This window comes from Phaeovulum veldkampii DSM 11550 (assembly GCF_003034995.1).
In the GTDB taxonomy this organism is placed as follows: Bacteria; Pseudomonadota; Alphaproteobacteria; order Rhodobacterales; family Rhodobacteraceae; genus Phaeovulum; species Phaeovulum veldkampii.
In genome coordinates this window covers 1-20,384 of record NZ_PZKF01000041.1, presented here as the reverse complement: position 1 = coordinate 20,384, position 20,384 = coordinate 1, and the positions used below count along the sequence as shown (strand labels likewise).

Here is a 20,384-nt window from a genome sequence, read left to right as displayed (position 1 = left end):
TTCCTCCTTGAATGCGCCATAGGTTCAACCACGGGTTCCCCCCGTTCAACGCCTTGATTCAGGAGTTTTCCGCGATGACAAAGCAAGATCCCCCAGAAGACGGTCCGACCCAGAAAAGCGAATTCGAGGCGCTTCGCGAAAGCATGGTCTTCGAAGGGCCGGAATTGACCTTCACCCCCCGTGGGTCGCCCGACCCCAGATTGATGCGCCTTGTCCGCCTTCTCGCGCAGCAGGCGGCGCGCGAGTGCTACGAAGAGGAGCTGCGACTGGCGCGGGAAAAGAGGCGCGAGGCTCCCCCCGCCTAAACGCAGGGCAACGGCAATCGACCGTCCCGCTCTCTGCGCGGGGTGCAAAGGCGCGCTGCCGGTCCTTCCGACTTGGGCACAGGGCTGGCCACGCGCTCGGCGCGATGCCGTTTTCGACAGCCCCCACCCACATGACGCGTTTTCGACATCCGTGATTGATTTTCAGCGCGATGAGCGTATAAGAATTTTCGACACTGGCCCATGAAACGTGGCCATAATCCGCGCACATGAGGCCTTTTCGACGCATGAGACCCGAGAGCCTGACGCCCTCCTTCTTCCAGGATGAGCCCCTTCCCGAGGGCGCCAGCCTCGCAGGTTGGGCCGCGCTGGTCTCCGCCTTCGGCATTCCTGCGCCGGTGCGCAACCCCACCTGCATCTCGGAGCGACATGTGCGCGGCAATGTCCGCGCTGATGGGGTCTGGCAGGTCTATGACAAGCGATACCTGCCGGATGCAACGCTGGAGGGCCATCTCGGCTTTGCCCTGCGGCACGAGAGCATCGACCTCCTGATCCTCAAGCGCGTGTTCGATGCCGTTCCGCAACAGGAGATCGAAGCGATTGTCCGCGCCACTCCAACTGGCGCCTTCTCCCGGCGGCTGTGGTTCTTCTTCGAGACCCTGACGGAACGGAGGCTCGATCTCGAGGATGCACCGACCGTCACGGCGGTCCCGGCTCTGGACCCCGCCCTCTATTTCACCGGCAAGGAGCGCTTCTCGCAGCGCCACCGCGTCCGCGACAATCTGCTTGGCACCGGCGCCCTCTGCCCGGTGATCCGGCGCACCGAGAAGCTCAAGGACCTGATCGCGCTCAACCTGGCCGAGCAGGCCCAGGAGACCATCGGCAAGACCGGCGGCCATGTCGTGGCGCGGGCGGCAAGCTTCATGCTGCTGGCCGACAGCCGTGCGAGCTTCGAGATCGAAGGCGAGCGCCCGCCCGTCAACCGCCTGGAACGTTGGGGACGCGCGGTGCTCGAGGCCGGCAAGCGCCCCCTCAATCAGACCGAGATCTACCGCCTGCACCGCATCCTGATCGGCGACGATCGCCTGACCCCGATCGGCTATCGCGACGACGGGGTTTTTGTGGGCGAACGGGACCACAGCAACGACCCCTTGCCCGAGTTCATCGGCGCGCGGCCCGAGGATGTTCCCGACCTTATGACGGCGCTGAACGATTGCAACAACCGGTTGCGGCTGACGGATACCGAAGAGGTCGATGCCGTCCTGCAGGCCGCCATCATCGCCTTCGGCTTCGTCTACATCCACCCGCTGGCAGACGGGAATGGCCGCCTGCACCGCTGCCTGATCCATCACGTTCTCGCCGAGCGGAAGTTCACCCCACCCGGGATGGTCTTCCCGGTCTCGTCCGTGATGCTGGACCGCATCGACGATTACCGGGCGGTTCTGCAAGGCCACTCCGGCCCGCTGATGGAGCACATCCCGTGGCGTGCAACGCCCACCGGCAATGTCGAGGTGTTGAACGACACGGCCGATCTCTACCGCTTCTACGACTGCACGGCGGAGGCCGAATTCCTCTATGACTGCGTGCGCAAGACCATCGAGGAGGATCTCCCGCGCGAGATCACCTATCTCAAGCGCCACGACGCAGCGATGCGCGGGATCATGAACCGCATCGAGATGCCGGACGCTCTGGCACGGCAGGTGATCCTGTTCGTCACCCAAAATGACGGGCGGTTCCCGAAGCGCAGGCGCGACCGCGACCCCTTCGACAAACTTACCGATGCCGAGATCGCCGATCTGGAGGAGATCGTGACGACGGCGTTCTCGAATTGAATTCAGCCCGCCCCCGCACAGCACCTGACCCAAAGACGCGCAAACATCCGATTTGACGGCCCTCGAAAGCACAGGACAGCAGTAATGGCGAGATTCAACCCGCACCAGAAAAGCGCCGCATTGTATCCTGTGGTCTCGGACTTCGCCGACCGCTGCTTGCTGCAGGATGGCTCCATTCTGCAGCCAGACCTTCCGCTTTGGACAGCCGAGAACCTCGCGGAGCTCGACCGCACATTCGTCCAGAATCCCGATGAAGGCACGGACAGCTATTACCAGAAGCTCGAACAGCAGATCTCCTCAGGCACGCCGGAAAGCCGCCAGTTGATGGCTGAGCTGCACTGGATCCTGTTCACCTTTCCGAGCGACATGGGCGCGGCGACCAAAGCGCAGAGAGTCAGAGAAATCTGGTCCTGGTCGGGCACCCCGCTTCCCGAGGGCGTTGCAGCCTTGAGCCCAGAGGTTCTGGAAGGCATCGGGCACGCGGGCACGGCCTATAACACGCACAGATGGCGGGAGCTGAGTTTCCTGATTGCCCTGGTTCGTGACTGGAAAGCGCAGCCGCCTGAGATGCAGGCCCAACAGCGCAAGGACCATGAAGCGTTCTGCGCGTTCCTGGACAAGGTGCCCAGTGTCGATGGCCGCCAACTGCGTCAGATCCTTCCGCATCTCTTGTTTCCAGATCACTACGAGCGGATTTCAAGCCCGCGGCACAAGCGAGAGATCCTTGAAGGCTTTGCCGTGGCAACGCGGAAGGACATCCGGAAGATGCGGATTGCCGAACTGGATTCACATCTTCTTGCCCTGCGTCGCAAGCTCGAGACGGAGCTCGGCCGCGAGATCGATTACTATGAGCCGGAGATTGAACAGCGCTGGCGCGACAGCGGCGCGACCTATCTAATCAGTTGGAATCCGTCACGCTGGGACTGGGATACATTCGCAAACGACCGCCAGGAGACAGCTTCAGGAGGAACTGTCGTCCATCGATGGCGCACGAGTTCGAAGAAGCCAAAGCCTGACGACACGGTCTTCCTGACCCGAACGGGTGACGATTTCCGTGGCATCATCGCAAGGGGACGGGTTGCGAAGTCCGCCTGCTCTGACCTCCACTGGGACAAAGAGCGGGCTGCCGCGGGTGAGACCGCGGATTTCATCGATGTGGAGTTCGAGGACATACGGGACCCCAGGAAGGATGCCTACATCCCGCATGCGACCCTGACGAGCAAGATCAGCGGGCAGGACTGGAGCCCTCAGTCTTCCGGAATTCTGATCAAGCCCGCTGCCGCGCGGGCGCTGGAAAAGCTTTGGGAAAGCGCGGAACCCGCGAAAACAGACGTCGAAAAGGCTGTGCCGATCATGGGATCAACCTCTCACAACATCATCCTTTACGGCCCTCCCGGTACCGGAAAGACCTACCGCACAGCTGAGGAGGCCGTTCGGCTATGCGGGGAGCCTGTTCCGGATGACCGCGCCACTCTGATGGCTTCCTACCAGCGCCTCCTCGCCGCCGGTCGGATCGAGTTCGTCACCTTCCATCAGTCGATGGCCTATGAAGAGTTCGTCGAGGGGCGCCAGCCGATGACCGGCGCCGATGAGGGCGAGGACACATCCTCGGCCGGGTTCCGGCTGGAGACGGTGCCCGGCATTTTCCGGCGCATCGCGAAACGCGCCGAGACCAGCCGTGGGCATTCATCCGAGGAGGAGTCGACACGTGTTGAAGGCCGCCAGGTCTTCAAGATGTCGATTGGCGAAGCGAACAACCCCGAGGACGCGCATCTTTTCGAAGAAGCGATTAAGGGCAACTATGCCCTCCTCGGCTTCGAGGACATTGACTGGTCGGACGCCAAGTTCGAAAGCCGAGAGGCGATTATCGAAGCCTGCAAGGCCCACGGCAACCAGAACGGCGCTGTCGATGCCAGATCTGGCATGGTGCAAATGCCCTTCATCTTCCGGAACTGGGTCCGAAAGGGCGACATCGTCATCGTGTCCAAAGGCAATGGACTGTTTCGAGCCATCGGTGAGTTTACGGGCGGGTACGAGTTTGCTCCCCGTCCCGAGGGCGGATATGCCCATCGGCGGGCCGTCCGCTGGCTTTGGATCGACCGAGAGGGCGTGCCAGTCGGCGAGATCTATTCCAGGAAGTTCTCCCAGAAGTCGATCTACGCCCTCTATGACGCCGAGCTCAACGTCCCGGCCCTCGAGCGCTACATGAACAGCCAGCAAAGCGAGGGGCCGTCCGAACCCGAACCCTTCGTCCTGATCATCGACGAGATCAACCGGGCCAATATCTCCAAGGTGTTCGGCGAGCTGATCACGCTCTTGGAACCCGACAAGCGGCTCGGCCAGCCCAACCAGCTCAAGGTGCGTCTGCCTTACTCGGGGGATGAGTTCGGTGTTCCGTCGAACCTGCATATCGTCGGCACGATGAACACGGCAGACCGCTCCATCGCGCTGCTCGACACAGCGCTGCGGCGGCGGTTCACCTTCCGCGAAATGATGCCCGATCCGGCCGTCCTGAAGGACGCCGCGACCCGCACCGGCATCGATCTTCCAAGCCTTCTGACGATCATCAATGAACGCATCGAATATCTCTACGATCGCGATCACCAGATCGGTCATGCCTATTTCACCGGCTGCGGCACCCGCGCGGATGTGGACGCGGTGATGCGGCACAAGGTGATCCCGCTGCTGGCCGAGTACTTCTTCGAGGACTGGGGCAAGATCGCCGCGGTGCTGGGCGATCTTGAAACGCATGACAGGCCGATCAAGGGGGGCTTTCTGAACAGGTCGGTCCTGAAGGCGCCACCGGGGCTCGACAATGGTGAGGCGATGCCGCGCTTCCGGTGGGACGTGCGCGACGACGGCTTCGATTACGCGCGGCTTCTCGGCTCATGATCCGCCGCACGCTCCGCGAATGGCAGCGCATCGGCTACGGGGATGACGACTCGACCATCCCGACGGCCGAGGCTGATCGGATTGCCGCCGTCGCGGCGCGTTCCAGCTTCGCGGGTCGTGGCGGCGAAGGCGTGCTCGAACACGGCCGCAAAGGCCTGCGGGCCCGCGGCGTGGTCGGCGTGATCGCCGCGCCGGGATGTCAGCTGGAGATCCTGCCCAAGATCGAAGGCCTTGGAGAACACGATGCCTCAGACGAAGCTCTTCGTCGCCGTCTCATCCACATGCTCGCGGTGGTTCACGATCTGCGGATCGATGCAGGCTCGCTGGCCCAGCTCGGATGGCAGAAGGATACCATCCTCGAATTGCTGATCCGCCTGTTTTGCGCCCGCCTGATGGAAGCGGTGCGCATGGGTCTGCCGCGCCGCTATGTGGATCATGCAGACGATCTCCCCGCCCTGCGCGGCAGGCTCGACGTAACCCGGCAGTTTTCGCGCCACGCGGTGGCGCCGCAGCGGCTTGCCTGTCGATACGACGAGCTGTCCTCTGACATTGCGCTCAACCAGGTGATGCGCGCCGCCGTGACCCGTTTGCAGCGTGTGGCCCAGGCCCCTGACAATCAGCGTATCCTGCGCGAGCTGGGCTTCGCCTATGCGGATGTGACCGAGGTTCCCGTCTCTGCGTTGCGATGGGATCAGATTACTCTGGATCGGACCAATCAGCGGTGGCGCGAGCTTCTTTCCTTCGCGCGTCTCCTTCTCAGCGATCGGCACCAGCAGACCAGCGCGGGGGCTATGGATGGTCATGCGCTCTTGTTCGAGATGAATGCCTTGTTCGAGCAATACGTCGCCAGACTGGTCACCCGTGCCCTAGCAGGAAGCGGATACCGTGTTTCAGCGCAGGGTGGCCACCGGGACTGCCTGTTCGAAGCCGATACGGGGCGGTTTCGCACCAAGCCGGACCTCATCATCCGACACGGGGATCAAGCCGTCCTCGTCGTCGACACCAAGTGGAAGCGGATGGCCCCTCGCATCGACGACCCCAAACAGGGGATCAGCCAGGCAGACGTGTATCAGTTGATGGCCTATAGCCAACTGTATGGCTGCCGGGACGTCATGTTGCTCTACCCCCATCACGGCGATCTCCCGCCAGAGCCGATTTGCACCCGCTACGCCATCGCACGTGAAGGCGCCGAAGAGGCCCTGCACGTCGCGACCCTTGTCATGACCGGTCCCTCGGGATCGCACGTTGATGCGCTGAAGAAGCTGCTGGGACGGATGTTGCCGGATGCGGTGGCGGCCTAAGCAACGCGCCGGGCGAAGCAAACGGAGTGGGTGTCGGGTCACTGGCGGCCTTGGTCATGACCTTGCTGGCATCCGCGCGCGACGGGTAGCGGCCGATCATTTCGCCGCTGGCGCCGGCATCGACTGCCTGCACGCGGTTGGAGGGTCAGGCTCATGTTGGTGTTGGGCTTTAGCTGGCGCCTGACCGCTCCTGCGATACAGCCGCTTTCGACATCGGGCCTCCTCATGAAGGGCTTCCGACGGTCGTGACCGAACTTCGGCATGGAGAACGGATCGTGAGTTCAGCGACCGAGTGACGGCTTTCAGCTACCCGACGGAAATAGGCGCGGGTAAGCCCGCGTCCTAAGTCCCTCTCGGAAAAGAGCCTGCGGCCGTGACGGATGAGGTGCATTCCGACCAAACACCCGCGCCCAGGCATTCATGCTCGACCTTCATTACGAACTATAAGTCACTCTAAATCCATCGAAACAACTTCCAGAAGCCAGGTCGAACCCGACCGTGGTAATCTCCGACATGACCGCTCTCCTTTGTGGATCCTTGCAGACCCACTTTGGCACATCGTGCCGTCGGGGGCGGTCACATCATCAAAGCCGATATGGCCGGAAAATCAATGCAGCGGCTCTGGAAGTCAGGCAAACTGGCAGGGTCGGCCCTTTGCCGACGGTCGGCAAACATGTCTGCTAGGCATGCCTGTGTTGCTGGCGGGATAACGGGCACTTCAGTTTATTGATGCTTGCCTTGTTTGCGAATTTCTGCAACCGGTCAGAACTTGAGAAACTTGGAAGATGGCGCATCGGAAGATGGGCTTCCAATGGAGAAGTGGCACCGTAATGAATTTTATCAAATCCCTCGCGTTCGTCATCGGCTTAGGCATTTCTGCCTCGGCCGCGCAGCAATCCGACTGGTGTACCTACTATGATGCAAACGGCGTGTCAGCTTACATGCCGGTAGGCGAATGTCGGTTCATGGGCAGTAAAGAAGACTTGGATACCTGGGGGCGAGAGGTATGCGGGAGCAGGACCGTAGTCCTAGTGCCAGACTGGAATGACCGGATCACTGCCGTCAAACTGTCTGCCTCGACCGCGCGCACCGTCACACTCTATCTGAACGTGATGAAAGACGAAAATGTCCTTACGCAAGTGGTAAACGGGGGCACCACGTGGAGTATCCCTACCGATAGCCCGTTTTACAGCCAGGCCTCTGTCGCACTCTGCGAGTGAGGCAGTAGCAGTTGACAGCATCGGCCTGCTCTGCCGCTGCTGTCGATGTGCTTTCCTTGCGATTTAGTTGCCGGGCACGACGCTGCTACGGTCCAGGAGCATGTTAAGGTCGATGCTGCGACAAAGCTCGACGTGAGTGAGCCCCTAGCTGCGCATGTTACATCCGGGCGTCTGCCTGCCTCCCCTCACGCCCCCTCCACCCTTGCCACCAACCTTTCACCTCCCAGCGGTGCAAAGGCCCGCTGGCGGCAGGTCAGGACTATAATCTGCTGATCCTGTGCCACGCGGTGCAGGGCGGTGAACATTGCCTCGATCCGGTCATCGTCGCTATGGACGAGCGCATCGTCCAAGATCATCGGCACCCGGCGACCTGACCGTGCGAACAGCCGGGCAAAGGCTAGGCGGGTCAGGATCGCCAGTTGCTCTCGCGTACCGCCTGACAGGATGTCCAGCGCCTCGTCTTGACCGGCGCGGGTCAGGATCGTGGGCAGCAGGCTGGTATCGTCTATGCGCAGCGCGGCGCCGGGGTGCAGGATCGACAGCAACGGATCGATCTCGCGCAGGACGGGGCTGAAATAGGCCTCACGCGCGGCCCGGCGGGCCTCATCCAGTGCCGAACGCAGGCGGGCGAGGGATTTCACCTCACGCTCATACCGCGCTGCGCGGGCGGCGGCGGTGGCCTCGCGGCCGCGCAATTCGTCCAATGCCTCTTCGATCCCCTCATCGGCCAGCGCCCCGATGGAGCCGTTGACCCCGGCCAGATCGCTTTGCAGCCTGGCCAGATCGCGGCGGCGTCCTTCGACTACTGAGCGCAGGCGCGACACCGCCGCCTGTGCGGTGGCAAGATCTGGCGCATCGGCGGTCAGCCGGGCAAGCGTCTCGGTGGCCTCGGCCTCAGCCTGCGCCAGCGCGGGTTGCGCGGCTGTCAGGTTCTGCAGACGGGCGGCGAGGTCCACAGCATCGCCCGCCTCGGCCTGCACGGCGGCCAGCGCCTGTTCGGCGGATTGAAGGGCCGCCTCACGGGCGGCGCGGGTTTCGCGAAGCGTGGCGTGACGGGTCTCTGCCTCGCGCCGCAGGGTCAGGGCAGTGGCCTCGGTATCGCGCGCAACGCGAAGCGCCTCTTGCAACTGGACAGCGTCTTCGCCGGGATCCGCCTCAACGCCGTTCGCCGCAGCACGCGCCTCGGCAAGGCAGGTTTGCAGGGCGGCCATGCCGTCAGGCGCAAGTTCCTTGAGCATATCATCGGCCTGCCGGATGGCAGCGTCCAGCCGCTCGGTTTCGGCCAGCGCCTTGCGGGCGTGCGCAATGCTCGGGGCGGCGCAGGCGGCGAGGGCCCTGGCCAAGGCCTCATCCGCGCGGACCAACTGGGCGGCAAGGTCGCTCTCGGCGGACAGGCCCGGATCAATGGTCATACGGCCGATGCCGGGCAGGTCCAGCCCGGTCGCCCCCCGCAGTCGGAGGCCATCGGCGGGCAGCGGGCGACCGTCGATCATCACCCGCGCCTCGCCCTGATAGTTGAGACGCACAGAGACCAGCCGGGCTTCATCCTGAAGTGCCAGTCGGTCGCGGGCAGCCTGCGCCTTCTCCGCCAGATCCAGCAGGGCGCGGGTGACCTTCAGCAGACTGCGGTCGGCGCGATGCGCCTCGGCGGCAGCGCGCTGGCGTTCGGCCCGTTCATATTCGACCGCAAGGCTGGCGGCCCGGTCACGAGCGGCAAGGGCCAGTTGCGCGCGCTGTGCCCGATCAAGCCGGTTGGCGAGGGTTTGGAGTTCCTCGCGGGCGGTTTCGTGGCGGGTGACCGCCTCGGCTTCCTGCCCGGCTGCGGCCTGCGCCACCGCCTCGGACTCTGTCAGGGCCTGCTGCGCTTTGTCCCGCTCGATTCCGGCACGGGCAAGGCGGGCTTGTAGCTGCTGCAGACGGCTGATCGCTTCGGCGCCCTGCCCCGCACTCAGCCGCGCCAGACGCAACTCGCCCTCGGCCTTGGCCATCTGTTCGGCATGACGCTCAGCGGATGTGAGGGTCTGTTCGGCGGCGGTCAGCGCCTCGACCTCCCGCGCCCTGGCGGTGGGGTCGGCACATTGCGCCAGATCGCGGGTAATGGCGGTCCGCTGGCGCAGATCGGTGCCCAGCCGGGCGGCCTTGACCTCCAGACCCGCGCGCTGTTCGGCCAGCGTCGCTGCCTCATCTACCGCCCGCGCCCATTCACCGCCCGCCCTGGGGCGGAGCGTGGTCGTGGCCAGTTTCGCCAGCGCGTCATTCACCCTGGCCAGCACCTGATCCATCCGGCGCCCGCCGGTCATCATCTCGATCTCACCCGCAACCGAGGACAGCAGATCACGCCGCGCATGCAGCGCCCGTTCGCGTTCGGATTTCTCGGCAGCACTGGCACCTTCGGGTTCCATTCCCAATACACCCTGCCGCACCCACAAAAGGCCCGAAGGCCCGGCAAGATCCTGCCCGATCAGCCGGTCGATCCAGGCCTCGGCCTCGTCTTCCTGCGCGATCAGGCGGCCCGATGCGTCCAGCACCCGCGCCGTCGCGCGCGACAGCCAGCGCTTTTCCAGCCGGAACCGCCCTTCGGGCAGGTCAATCTCGACCGCCGCCTCGGGCGCCCCACCGGCATGCGGCTGCAGTGCCTTCACCGGGGCCTTTGCGCTGCGATGGGGCTGGAAGAACAGGGCGTGCAGCCCGTCGAAGAAGGTCGACTTGCCGAACTCATTGGGCTGGGACAGCACGGAGATGCCGTCGCCGATCCCCTCGATCCGAGCGCGTTGACCGGCAAAACGGCGCAGGTTGGTCAGTTCAATGGCGCGGATTTTCATACGCCCACCTCTTGGACCAGCGCATAAAGCCGCGACAGCGCCAATTCCGCCAGATCGCGGTCTGCCTGTGCCAGGGCCTGATCGGCCGTTTCGGACAACAGCGCATCGGCTGCGCGGCGCAGGGCACCGCCCCGGTCAATCAGATCAAGGTCATCGGCTTTGACCTCGGTCGTCAGGCGGGACAGATCGCTGTCGAACCATCCGAAATCGGGAGCGATGGCGGCAAGCTGCGCTTCGAACCCGGCACGTTCGGCAAGGGTCAGGCGACCGGCAGCTTCGACCCGCAGCAGGGTGTCGCGGCGGCGCGCGTCGGGCGGCAGGATATCTGACAGACGAGCTGCGGTATCTTCGCCCGGCAGCAGGTCGAGCGCGGGGCGCAGCCATTGGAACTGGCCGGTCGGTACCATGCCGGCCTGCGCGGGGGCCCCGCTGGCCGCAATCCGCACCGCCAGCGCACCCGGCGCTGTGTCGTGCTTGAAGCCATCCGCCTCGGGCGTGCCGGAATACCATGTGGCCGGGCCGATCTGCATGCGGCCATGCCAGTCGCCAAGCCCCAAATAATCAAGGCCCGAAAGCTGTGCCCGGTCGGGCGGGATGATCCCGGCGCTGCCTTCATCAGAAGTGAAATCCATGATCGCGCCATGCCCAAGGCCGATGCGGATCGCGCCCTCGGGCGTCGCGGCAGACATGGCATCGGTCAGGTCGCGGCCAGGGCGGCGCTGCGTGCAGGGCGCAGGCAGAAGCCAGACACCTGGGGCAAGGGCAACCGGGGAGGCTTCGGTCAGGACGAGAAGATTCGAAGGGGAATCGGCCTTGATGCGGCGCCAGAGCTCGGATGCAGCAAGACTGTCATGATTGCCCGGCATCAGCACCCAGCGAATATCAGCCTCTGCCGCCATGGCCCGAAGCGCATGGCGCAGCGTCTCGGGCGACGGGGTTTCGGCATCAAATGTGTCGCCTGCCAGCAGCACATCCGCCGCCCCTGCCCCGCGCGCCGCCGCGGCCAACCGGGTGATGACGGTATGGCGCGCCTCACGCAAGCGGCCCCGGATATCCTCGGGGAAGCCACCATAGGCGCGGCCAAGATGAAGGTCTGAAGAGTGAAGAAAACTGTAGCTCATATCGCCTTGCCATCCGGAACCAGCGCCGCCCAGCCGCGCACCGTATCCTGATGCGAGACGAACCACTCACGCAAGGCGCGGGTCGCCGTGATCCCTGTCCGCACCGCGGAAATCTGGCTATCAAAGGGCAAGAAGTGATCGAGCACTGGGGTCGGCGCCATCAGCATCAGACCCGCGCGACCTGCATTGCGCTTGTTGACGCTGGACACGGCGCGGATCCCCGTCCCCGCCAGATCGGTCGAAATCTGGGCTGCCAGCTCGTTGAAGTGATCGCTCCAAGTATAAATGCTGATATTGGCATTGGCCTCGCGCAGCTGATGCACGATCCGCATCTGTGGCAGGAAGGGCCATTTCGGCAGGCTGAGAATGTCCCGCGCAGCGCGTCGACATAGACCGCCAAACCTGTTGGTAGCTGCCTCGCAGCATGTTGTTCGGAGCCCATCAGTGATATTCATGCAGACCGAAGCCTGTTGCGCGCCTTGCAGACACACCGGAAAGCCCGGCCCCGATCTGCCGTTCGTCCCCGTCGCAACCCCCTGCCATTTTGGGCGGCGAACCGTTCGATGCCGCGGCTGCTTTGGCAGTCTGCTAATCTCTCGTGAAGGTGTTCTGATCCACGTTCCGGTCCACCAGCACCGATGTGTCATAGACCCCGGACACGCGCAGAGCCGCGGCCCGCATGGCCGCACTGAACCCCCGTTCGCCGCGGCGGATGCCCGCCGCAAGTTGGTGATCTGGCGATACGACTGCAACAACGCCAGGCCGCATTCCTCGCTGGCAACAAGACCCCGGCTGAAGCACACCGGGCGCTTGAGCAAACTGAGGGCTCCGCGCCCGGCGCGCTTGCCCAACCCGAAAGCGACAACAATCAAACCAAAAGGAAACTCGTTATGAACGAGGAACGAACGGGGGGCAGGTCAGAACATACATGATCCGGCGGAGCAGAATATTCGCTGGTCAGCATCAGGGCTGTATCCGCCTCGCGAAGTGATCGTTCTTCTGAGCGTGGCGCCTTCCGATTGCCCGCTACAGAGGCATTTTCGGAATCGATATACCCGATGATCTGACAGTATGACGACACCTTGCGGCTCATGGATTTTATGATCATGGCGGCGGTGTCCTCGGGTCTTGTCCGTGTTGGTTGCCCTCGGGGGAAGTGTTTTCCCCCTCACCCGGCCCAGCGGGGTGATCCTGAGATCAAGGCAGCGGCAAGTGCTCCGCGCAAGGCAAACTGGCAGGGTCGGCCCGCATCGACTTCGGCCCGATCTTCGTGGCGGTCAGCCGCAACGGGGCCCACGCCACCGGGGAACGGCTGTCAGACAAGCATGTCGCCTGGCTGATCAAGCAAACCGTCGAAGCCGCCGGCCTGCGCCCCGATCTGCCAAAGGCCGAACGGCTGGCGCTTTACTCGGGCCATTCGCTGCGCGCGGGCCTTGCCAGCAGTGCTGAGGTGGACGAGCGCCACATCCAGAAACAGCTTGGCCACGCCAGCGCCGAAGGGACAGGTTCCGCGTCAACCTCACCACGGTCACGGGGCTGTGCCCCCCTCTGCCCTTCTGACAGGCCTTCACTGAAAGACTAAGCTCCAAGCTGACCGCTCAGGTTTTACCTAACCGCTTCAATTGAAATCGGGAACCAAACGCGACGCCGAAACACACACAACGACTTCGATCTCGGGCCTGTGTTCGTAGTAGTAGACTGGCGGCGACAACCACGCCTCCGGCTGCCCCGGATCGCCATCGCGCAGGATCACCACCCCGGCTGCAGGCCCCTTCTCGGGCAGAATCGCATTGCGAAGCACCTTGGCCCCCGGCGGCATCGCGCCGGACAATAGGCTATGGAGCGACGCGAGCAGACGCTCGGCCGTGGATTGCGTGGGCATGGGTTGGGGTTCCGCGATTCGTTCTTGAAGAATTAGTGCCTTCAGGCTATATAGCTTCCAAGACATGAGGACCGAATGCCTTGGACAGTTTCTTTCGCCGACGAATTCGAACCGGAGTTCGACGAGCTCGATGCAGAAGTTCAGGATGCAATCCTTGCGCGCTTGCTGCTGCTCGAACGCGAGGGTCCCTCACTTGGACGGCCGCACGCTGACACCCTAACCGGGTCAAAGCACGCAAACATGAAAGAACTGCGCTGCGCCGCCGCGGGTGGTGTCTGGCGCATCGCTTTCGCCTTCGACCCCGATCGGCAAGCAATCCTGCTTGTCGGAGGGGACAAGTCGGGCGGCAGTGAAAAGCGCTTCTACAAGCAGCTGATCACGCGCGCCGACGAACGGTTTGACCGCCACCTTGCGGCACGGAAAGGATAACAACCATGGCACGGAGCCTTCAGGACACGCTTGCCACGCTCGACCCCGATCGCCGGGCACGGATCGAGGCCGAGGCAGAAACGCTGCACACCGAGTACCTCACGCTTCAGAAGCTACGGAAAGCCCGTGACCTGACGCAGGTGCAACTTGCCACGACCTTAGGCATCCAGCAGGCCACGGTGGCCAAGTATGAGCGACAGAGTGACCTTCTGCTTTCGACCCTGACCAGCTACGTCCGGGCGATGGGCGGTTCTTTGAAGCTGATGGTCGAGTTCCCTGGGAAAGAGCCCGTGGCTCTCGAGGGCATCGGTGAGATTGATGAACCCCGGCGCCGCCGCGGGGGTGAAGGCGACAGACGGGCCGCGGCCGGTTCGTAACGAAGCTGCGCTCCGCCTGCTCGGATTATGAGCCGACGGGCAGATCGGTCCAAACTTGCCGTTCGTACCTGGCAAACCTGTTCTCGAAATCTACTGTTTCGTTTTGGAGCAACGTGCGCTGCTTTTGAAATAGGTGACGCCGGACGTCAGTCGGCGGACCCCTCAAAGTGAGCCTTGAATCTGTCAGTTATAGCGCCCATGCAGATCACCGTGTCTCACACATCAAACCAGGAACCTCTGTCGTTGGCCGAACTAGGGTGGTCAGCGTTTTTCGACGATCAGCTTGATCGAGTGGATGCAGGCCTCGCACCCATGCGTGTCGCGACCGTTCATCGCGCCAGAGTGACGGCGGAATCGCAGTCCGGTCCGATAAAGCTGAACCTTCCCAACCGGGCCAATACAGTGGACTACGCGGTGGGCGACTGGGTTCTGGTAGACCCAAACACCCGGATCCCTGTGCGCCGACTAGAGCGAAAAACCACGCTGCAAAGGCGGACCGAAGGCGGGCAGTCTCCACAACTTATCGCGGCGAATGTCGACACGCTCTTCATCGTCACGTCCTGCAACGAAGACCTGAACGTTGCAAGGCTGGAGCGTTATTTGGCGTTGGCCAACGAGTCCGGGACAACGCCGGTGATCATCCTTACCAAGGCTGACCAAGTGGCAGACAACGCGCCGTGGCGGGATCAGGTATTAGGACTGCAGCGCGGCCTGAAGGTCGTCGCTCTGGATGCCACGGCGCCAGAAGCTGCGCTGGCGCTGGCCCCTTGGTGCGCGACCGGGCAAACGGTCGCCCTTGTAGGCTCGTCTGGCGTGGGGAAGTCATCACTCCTGAATACGCTTTCAGAGAAAGCGCCGGACGAGGCGCAACTGACCGGAAGCATCCGTGAATCCGATGCAAAGGGCCGCCACACGACCACCTCCCGATCGCTTCACCGCATTGCCGGAGGCGGCTGGGTGATCGACACGCCGGGGATTCGGACGCTGCATGCCAGCGACCTCTCGGTTGGATTGGATCTGGTGTTCGTCGAAATCGCCGAACTTGCACCAGAATGCCGTTTTCGGGACTGCACCCATGACCATGAACCGGGCTGCGCGGTCCAGGCGGCAGTTGCGGTCGGAGGGATCGATCCGGAGCGTCTTGAGCGCTGGCGCAAACTCGGAAACGAAAATCGAACAAACACCCCTGTTCTTTCCGGGCCTCGCGGAAACAAGCAGACGAAAGCCAGTAGCAAACGAAGCTGTAATCCAAAGTAGGCATCGGCCCATTGCTGCCGGTTGCGCCTCGGCGCGCCTTTCCTCGAAGCGGCCGTTCAGTCTCGACGCAGCGATGGGCAAGCCAGCCCCATAGTAGCCGAGAAGCCACATCCCGGAAGCGGCCGTTCGATCAATCCTGCAACATCGTGACGGTCGCCGCAGGCGGTAGAGCGAAGAAGCAGACATTGGGTTGGTGAGATCCGTCCACAGGCTGAGAGGCGTGATGAAGTGCCTCGGTGCCGATCGGCGGATCTTGATCGACAGACTGGTCGGGGCCTTCCTAGTTTTGATGCATATAAAAACATCAGATGCAGGAATGATATCGAAATAAGCATCGCACTTGAAAGTCATCTCAAGGAGCGATACATTAAACTGCATCATGAAGGCGATATGATGTAGAAAAGAACATTGAGATGAGCTACGACACGGCAGACATAGCAGCGCGCTTGCAGGCGGCACGCAAGGCAAGAGGGTTAAGCCAACGCGAGTTGAGCGACTTGGCTGGTGTGCCCCAAGCGCAGATTTCGCGCATTGAAGCCGGAACCGTCGACTTGCGTCTCTCTAGCTTGGTGGCGCTTGCCCACGCCCTTGATCTGGAGCCAACCCTCGTCCCGCGCAAGGCCTTGCCCGCCGTGCGCTCCTTGAGCCGCGATGCTGTCAGCGCCAGCCGCAAGGACATCGTTGCCGCCCAGAAGGAGATACAGCGGATCAGCGAGACGATGCGGGGTCTCCAGATAAAGGCGCCAAACCTTGAAGGCCTTCAGCAACTCCAGAAATCTTTCTCGGAACTACAGCGGTTCCGCGTGCCGACGCTCGACCTCAAAGGCTTGAAGCAACTCCGCCAAGCGCTGGAGCTGATTAACCGACCGACACAGGATATGGCAGCCCTCAGCCAAAGCATCAAGTTGATGCAGTCAGTCCGCAACAAGGCTGCGCATGGTCCGGTTCGCGATGCTGACGACATCCCATCACGCCCGGCCTACTCGCTCGACGATGAGGACGACGATGCCTGATGTTACCGTTCTGACGGTCAAGCTCTACGGCGAACCGATCGGAACGCTCACGCATCTCGGCGATGAGCGTTCCATCTTTGCGTTCAATGACGCCTATGTTGGGAACGCAGACAGGGCCACGCTCGGCCTGTCGTTTAAAGACCAGTACGGGGAGCTGCGCAACGACTTCAAGCCGATCAAGATGAAGCTCATGCCGTTCTTCTCGAACCTGCTCCCCGAAGGCCATCTTCGCAGCTACCTGGCAGACAAGGCGGGCGTCAACGAGAAGCGTGAATTCTTCCTGATCCAAGCTCTTGGCCGCGACTTGCCGGGTGCTGTGACCGTTGAGGCAGCTGACCCTGACACATGGCCGGTGTCGGATGACGTTGACGATCAGGTGATGACCGATAGTGAGAACGCCCATGATAATGCACTCCGGTTTTCACTCGCCGGGGTTCAGCTGAAATTCTCGGCAGTGATCGACGCGGCCGGCGGCTTGACCATTCCAGCGAGCGGCATCGGGGGCGGGTGGATCGTCAAGCTGCCGTCCAGGGAGTATCGAGGCGTCCCCGAAAACGAATTCTCGATGATGACCCTTGCCCAAATGGTCGGCATCAATGTCCCACCCATCGATCTTGTTGACATCGGTGGCATAAAGAACTTGCCGGATGGCATCGATCAGCTCGGAGACAAGGCTTTCATAATCGAGCGCTTCGATCGCCGCGAAGATGGCACATCTGTGCATATCGAAGACTTCGCTCAGGTGTACGGCGTCTATGCCGAAGACAAGTACAAGAAGGCCAGCAATCGCAACATCGCGGCGGTGATCGCCGCCGAATCTGATCATGCTGATATTGCCGAGTTCATCCGCCGTCTGACCTTCAATACGCTCATCGGCAATGGCGACATGCATCTTAAAAACTGGTCGCTTATTTATCCTGATCAGAGAAATGCTAAGCTCTCACCGGCCTACGATTTCGTGTCGACAATCCCCTATCTCCCCAACGACCAATCGGCACTGAATTTCAGTCGCACACGGCGCTTTGACGAGTTCACGGAAGATGAGCTCCTGCACCTTGCCAGCAAAGCCGCGCTACCGAGAAAACTGGTCATCGATACCGCGCGTGAAACCATCAGCCTCTTCATGGACAGGTGGTGGGCCGAAAAGGCACATCTTCCGATGTCCACAGATGTCGTCGATACCATCGACAAGCACCTAATGACTCTGCCGATTATTGGCGAGGCTCTCACATGAAAGGCAAAGCATTATGAAGATTTTCCCTAACGCAAAGGTTCAAACGCTCAAAGACTGCCATCCAGGGCAACTGGTGCGCGGTTACGGATATTCTGAAGACAGCGATTTTGGCATTGTCTTCGATTTCGACAATGGTGATATCAAGAAGCGCGGCGTCATATCGCTTACCAAGAATGGGCCAGAGTACAGCTTTGACGAGGAGCCAGACATTGCAAAGGTGCTGGCCTATGGCGGTGAGCTTGTATTCGAAGTAAATCAGTTGCAGCACTGCGAGAGCCGAGCCTCCAGTCTCTACGACCAGAAAGGCGTTCTAGTTGGGACAGCCGCAGGTTGGAGCTTGAATGTCCAGGCCGAGGAGCAATTCGGTCGCCGAGGTCGGCGCGCTCAGCTCCATCTTCCTTCTGCAATACTGTCCTTCGGTCAAGATCAAGCCCAAGGTGTCGGCTTCTTCGGATCGTGGTCTGTGTATCTCGAAGACGAAGATCGGCCGGTCGAAAGGCGTGTTCTGATCGCGAAATTTACTGTGAAAGGCGAAGTCTAGGTCCTTGTAATGACGAAAGTGTTCTTCTCATACTCCCACAAAGACGAAAGCCTACGCGACATGCTTCAGACGCATCTCGCAGGCCTCCAGCACAAAGGGTTGATCGAAACTTGGCATGATCGCCGCATTGGTGCTGGGGACGAGTTCGAGAATGCTATCGACCAGAATTTGAATGATGCAGACATCATTCTGCTGCTGGTCAGTTCCGATTTTATCGGCTCCAAATACTGCTACGACATCGAGATGAGGCGCGCCATCGAGCGCCACGAAGCGCGAGAAGCGCGGGTCATCCCGGTTATTCTGCGTCATTGTGATTGGCACGACTTGCCCTTTGGCAAGCTGATGGCCGCCCCGAGGGATGGCAAGGCGATCAAGTCGTGGCCTGATATTGACGAGGCTTTCCTCGATGTGGTGCAGCAGATCAAGGCAGCACTGCCAAAGCCTGAACTAACCCAAACCCGTCCAGCCTCCGCGCCACGGGCAGTCGCGGCTCCTGTTGTCCATCGGCCCAGGTCGGGCAACCTATCGGTCCGCAAGTCATTCTCCGACGCGGATAAGGAATCCTTCCTCGAAGAGGCGTTCGCGTATATTGCCGCCTACTTTGAAAATTCTCTGCAAGAGCTCGAAGCGCGCAACACAGGATTGACCACCAAGTTCCGTCAGATCGACGCGAACCGTTTTACCGCAGTCATCTATAAGGACGGTACGGCCGTTTCTCACTGCAAGATTTCATTAGGCACCGGGATGTTCCGTGACGCGTCAATCACCTACTCGGCAAATGACCAGGTCAACGACGGCAGCTACAATGAAGCGTTGAATGTCGAGGCCGACGACCAGCACATCTACATGAAATCTATGGGCATGGCGTTTCACTACAACTCCCGCGAAAAGAAGCTAACCCAAGAAGGTGGCGCCGACCTCTACTGGGCAATCTTCATAGGGCCGCTCCAGTAGTAATCCAAGGACCTTACCCCGTCAGAGCGACGTGGCAGGGTGAATACGTCCGCTCCCTGCGCTGAGAGGTCGGGAACCTACGGCGGTTGCTGCGGCGCGCACGGATGTCCGCTTTCATGGGTACGCTGCGGGGCCTCGCTGCGCCTCCATCGGGCCGCTTTCAGCGTATTTCGTCGCTCGCCAAGCGAGGCGCGAATGGCGGCTTCCGCTGATTTCTGTGGATGCGATGCCGCAAGCTCACGGTCGGCAAACCGCCCTATGCGAAGGCGACATTTGGTTCGACGTGCCCGGCCCTTACTAGGCGCTCGGCGCCTTCAGCTACTGCTATGCACCCAAGTTCGCACACTACACGACACAGCTTGATTTTCTGATTTTGGGGGTGGCAGCGACCGACGAGATGGATTCTGAGCATGGAGTCTTTCCCTGCAAGGATTTCGTCCATGACCAGCTGTTCTCTCGCCGATCTGAAAAAGAGGCTAACCCCACATCTTCAGCTCGGCAAGACCCGGGTTGAGACGCTGTGCCTGCTGGTGCTTGGGATGATTAGCGCTCGCACAGTGAACTTGACCCATATTGCGACGGAGCGCCCAACTCGCGCCAAGGTTGCATCGACCTACCGCCGTCTGCAGCGCTTTTTCCAGCAGGTGCTTCTGCCGGAGGACTGGAGCGTCGGCATCGTAACCGCCCTGATCGGCAATCCAGACCGCTGGTATCCTCGCGCAGCACCTCGAGCCAGGAGCCGATGTAATCGGCATGGCGCACGGTGGGCACGATCCCCAGCGAGGCGCAGCAGAAGGCCGCGTTCATCTCGGCCACGAGTTCCTCGAAGGCATAGGCCTTGGTCCCGAAACTCCCAGAGAAGTCCCGCCCCAGCCGCGAGGCATGGCCCGTGGCATGGCCGAGTTCATGCAGCGCCGTGCGGTGCCAGTTGATCGGCTCGAAATAGGCCTGCGGAGGGGGAACCTGGACGTAGTCCAGCGCCGGGACGTAGAAGGCCCGGTCGCCGCCGATCCGGAAGTCGATGCCGGTGGCGTGGATCAGCGCCTCCACCTGCGGCTCGATCATGCCCGGCGGCGGCGGGGGTGCTGCGACGGCGATCTCCTCGGGCAGTCCCTCGCATTGGGCGGCGTTGAAGACGGTGAAGCGCTTGAGAAAGGGGATCTGTCCTGGCGTATCGCCGGTTTCCCGAGCGCGGCGTTTTTCGTCCTCGGGGGTGAAGCGGTCGGCATAGACGACGGTTGTGCCG

General features: G+C 61.9%; 15 protein-coding genes and 2 pseudogenes. 12 read left to right on the top strand and 5 right to left on the bottom strand.

The features are described 5' to 3' along the window. Positions 1-550 precede the first annotated feature (550 nt). The 3 genes from C5F46_RS13670 (at position 551) to C5F46_RS13660 (ending at position 6,288) form a co-directional block, all read left to right on the top strand. Positions 551-2,095, top strand: a complete 1,545-nt coding sequence (locus C5F46_RS13670; protein WP_107325897.1) for a Fic family protein — start codon at positions 551-553, stop codon at positions 2,093-2,095. An 84-nt stretch (positions 2,096-2,179) separates the two neighbouring features. Beyond that, a complete protein-coding gene (locus C5F46_RS13665; protein WP_201161504.1) occupies positions 2,180-4,987 on the top strand; it encodes an AAA family ATPase in 2,808 nt (935 codons plus the stop codon). Continuing rightward, a complete protein-coding gene (locus tag C5F46_RS13660; RefSeq protein WP_107325896.1) occupies positions 4,984-6,288 on the top strand; it encodes an McrC family protein in 1,305 nt (434 codons plus the stop codon). The genes C5F46_RS13665 and C5F46_RS13660 overlap by 4 nt, the downstream gene beginning before the upstream one ends. Positions 6,289-7,693: 1,405 nt before the next feature. Here the strand turns inward: C5F46_RS13660 and C5F46_RS13650 are convergent. From C5F46_RS13650 to C5F46_RS13640, 3 genes are read right to left on the bottom strand one after another with little or no spacing between them, the layout of a single operon-like run. Next, positions 7,694-10,330 carry an AAA family ATPase gene (locus tag C5F46_RS13650; RefSeq protein WP_107325894.1) on the bottom strand — a complete coding sequence of 879 codons (2,637 nt, stop codon included), beginning with the start codon at positions 10,328-10,330 and terminating at the stop codon, positions 7,694-7,696. After that, on the bottom strand, positions 10,327-11,451 hold the full coding sequence (locus C5F46_RS13645) for a metallophosphoesterase family protein (RefSeq protein ID WP_107325893.1): 1,125 nt from the start codon (positions 11,449-11,451) through the stop codon (positions 10,327-10,329). Before C5F46_RS13645 ends, C5F46_RS13650 begins: the two co-directional genes overlap by 4 nt. Further along, positions 11,448-11,774 carry a hypothetical protein gene (locus C5F46_RS13640; protein ID WP_146160235.1) on the bottom strand — a complete coding sequence of 109 codons (327 nt, stop codon included), beginning with the start codon at positions 11,772-11,774 and terminating at the stop codon, positions 11,448-11,450. Before C5F46_RS13640 ends, C5F46_RS13645 begins: the two co-directional genes overlap by 4 nt. A 388-nt stretch (positions 11,775-12,162) precedes the next feature. Here C5F46_RS13640 and C5F46_RS13635 point away from each other — a divergent pair. Then, a pseudogene (locus C5F46_RS13635) lies at positions 12,163-12,383 on the top strand (hypothetical protein); the annotation flags it as partial. Between the two features lie 311 nt (positions 12,384-12,694). After that, positions 12,695-13,011, top strand: a pseudogene (locus C5F46_RS17135) (site-specific integrase); the annotation flags it as partial. Between the two features lie 58 nt (positions 13,012-13,069). On the opposite strand, the gene C5F46_RS13625 reads toward C5F46_RS17135, so the two are convergent. After that, positions 13,070-13,333 (bottom strand): hypothetical protein, encoded by a 264-nt coding sequence (locus C5F46_RS13625; RefSeq protein ID WP_181317755.1) that lies wholly within the window; start codon positions 13,331-13,333, stop codon positions 13,070-13,072. A 75-nt stretch (positions 13,334-13,408) separates the two neighbouring features. On the opposite strand from C5F46_RS13625, the gene C5F46_RS13620 reads away from it, so the two are divergent. From C5F46_RS13620 to C5F46_RS13590, 7 genes are all read left to right on the top strand, one after another. Then, positions 13,409-13,762: a type II toxin-antitoxin system RelE/ParE family toxin gene (locus C5F46_RS13620; RefSeq protein WP_107325891.1), complete on the top strand. Its 354-nt coding sequence runs from the start codon at positions 13,409-13,411 to the stop codon at positions 13,760-13,762. Between the two features lie 5 nt (positions 13,763-13,767). After that, the gene (locus tag C5F46_RS13615; RefSeq protein WP_207186744.1) at positions 13,768-14,139 is read left to right on the top strand and encodes a helix-turn-helix domain-containing protein; all 372 of its coding nucleotides are present in this window, start codon (positions 13,768-13,770) and stop codon (positions 14,137-14,139) included. Between the two features lie 198 nt (positions 14,140-14,337). Next, entirely contained in the window at positions 14,338-15,396 is a 1,059-nt protein-coding gene (gene rsgA, locus C5F46_RS13610; RefSeq protein WP_107325889.1) for a ribosome small subunit-dependent GTPase A, read from the top strand. Between the two features lie 413 nt (positions 15,397-15,809). Next, positions 15,810-16,409, top strand: coding sequence for a helix-turn-helix domain-containing protein (locus C5F46_RS13605; RefSeq protein WP_107325888.1), 600 nt, complete (start codon positions 15,810-15,812; stop codon positions 16,407-16,409). Continuing rightward, positions 16,402-17,643, top strand: coding sequence for a type II toxin-antitoxin system HipA family toxin (locus C5F46_RS13600; RefSeq protein WP_107325898.1), 1,242 nt, complete (start codon positions 16,402-16,404; stop codon positions 17,641-17,643). Before C5F46_RS13605 ends, C5F46_RS13600 begins: the two co-directional genes overlap by 8 nt. Positions 17,644-17,656: 13 nt before the next feature. After that, complete coding sequence (locus C5F46_RS13595) at positions 17,657-18,184, top strand: hypothetical protein (protein WP_107325887.1); 528 nt, start codon at positions 17,657-17,659, stop codon at positions 18,182-18,184. A 9-nt stretch (positions 18,185-18,193) separates the two neighbouring features. Beyond that, on the top strand, positions 18,194-19,138 hold the full coding sequence (locus C5F46_RS13590) for a toll/interleukin-1 receptor domain-containing protein (protein ID WP_107325886.1): 945 nt from the start codon (positions 18,194-18,196) through the stop codon (positions 19,136-19,138). A gap of 543 nt (positions 19,139-19,681) precedes the next feature. Here the strand turns inward: C5F46_RS13590 and C5F46_RS13585 are convergent. Further along, a partial coding sequence (locus tag C5F46_RS13585; RefSeq protein WP_268952668.1) for an ArdC family protein occupies positions 19,682-20,384 on the bottom strand: 703 nt, incomplete at its 5' end.

What these genes read in the sequence shown, in the direction of transcription:
- C5F46_RS13615 (WP_207186744.1), top strand. Translation starts at nt 13,768, where the DNA reads ATGGCACGGAGCCTTCAGGACACGCTTGCCACGCTCGACCCCGATCGC.
- C5F46_RS13590 (WP_107325886.1), top strand. Translation starts at nt 18,194, where the DNA reads ATGACGAAAGTGTTCTTCTCATACTCCCACAAAGACGAAAGCCTACGC.
- C5F46_RS13665 (WP_201161504.1), top strand. Translation starts at nt 2,180, where the DNA reads ATGGCGAGATTCAACCCGCACCAGAAAAGCGCCGCATTGTATCCTGTG.
- C5F46_RS13650 (WP_107325894.1), bottom strand. Translation starts at nt 10,330, where the DNA reads ATGAAAATCCGCGCCATTGAACTGACCAACCTGCGCCGTTTTGCCGGT.
- C5F46_RS13645 (WP_107325893.1), bottom strand. Translation starts at nt 11,451, where the DNA reads ATGAGCTACAGTTTTCTTCACTCTTCAGACCTTCATCTTGGCCGCGCC.
- C5F46_RS13625 (WP_181317755.1), bottom strand. Translation starts at nt 13,333, where the DNA reads ATGCCCACGCAATCCACGGCCGAGCGTCTGCTCGCGTCGCTCCATAGC.
- C5F46_RS13605 (WP_107325888.1), top strand. Translation starts at nt 15,810, where the DNA reads ATGAGCTACGACACGGCAGACATAGCAGCGCGCTTGCAGGCGGCACGC.
- C5F46_RS13660 (WP_107325896.1), top strand. Translation starts at nt 4,984, where the DNA reads ATGATCCGCCGCACGCTCCGCGAATGGCAGCGCATCGGCTACGGGGAT.
- rsgA (WP_107325889.1), top strand. Translation starts at nt 14,338, where the DNA reads ATGCAGATCACCGTGTCTCACACATCAAACCAGGAACCTCTGTCGTTG.
- C5F46_RS13620 (WP_107325891.1), top strand. Translation starts at nt 13,409, where the DNA reads ATGCCTTGGACAGTTTCTTTCGCCGACGAATTCGAACCGGAGTTCGAC.
- C5F46_RS13595 (WP_107325887.1), top strand. Translation starts at nt 17,657, where the DNA reads ATGAAGATTTTCCCTAACGCAAAGGTTCAAACGCTCAAAGACTGCCAT.
- C5F46_RS13670 (WP_107325897.1), top strand. Translation starts at nt 551, where the DNA reads ATGAGACCCGAGAGCCTGACGCCCTCCTTCTTCCAGGATGAGCCCCTT.
- C5F46_RS13600 (WP_107325898.1), top strand. Translation starts at nt 16,402, where the DNA reads ATGCCTGATGTTACCGTTCTGACGGTCAAGCTCTACGGCGAACCGATC.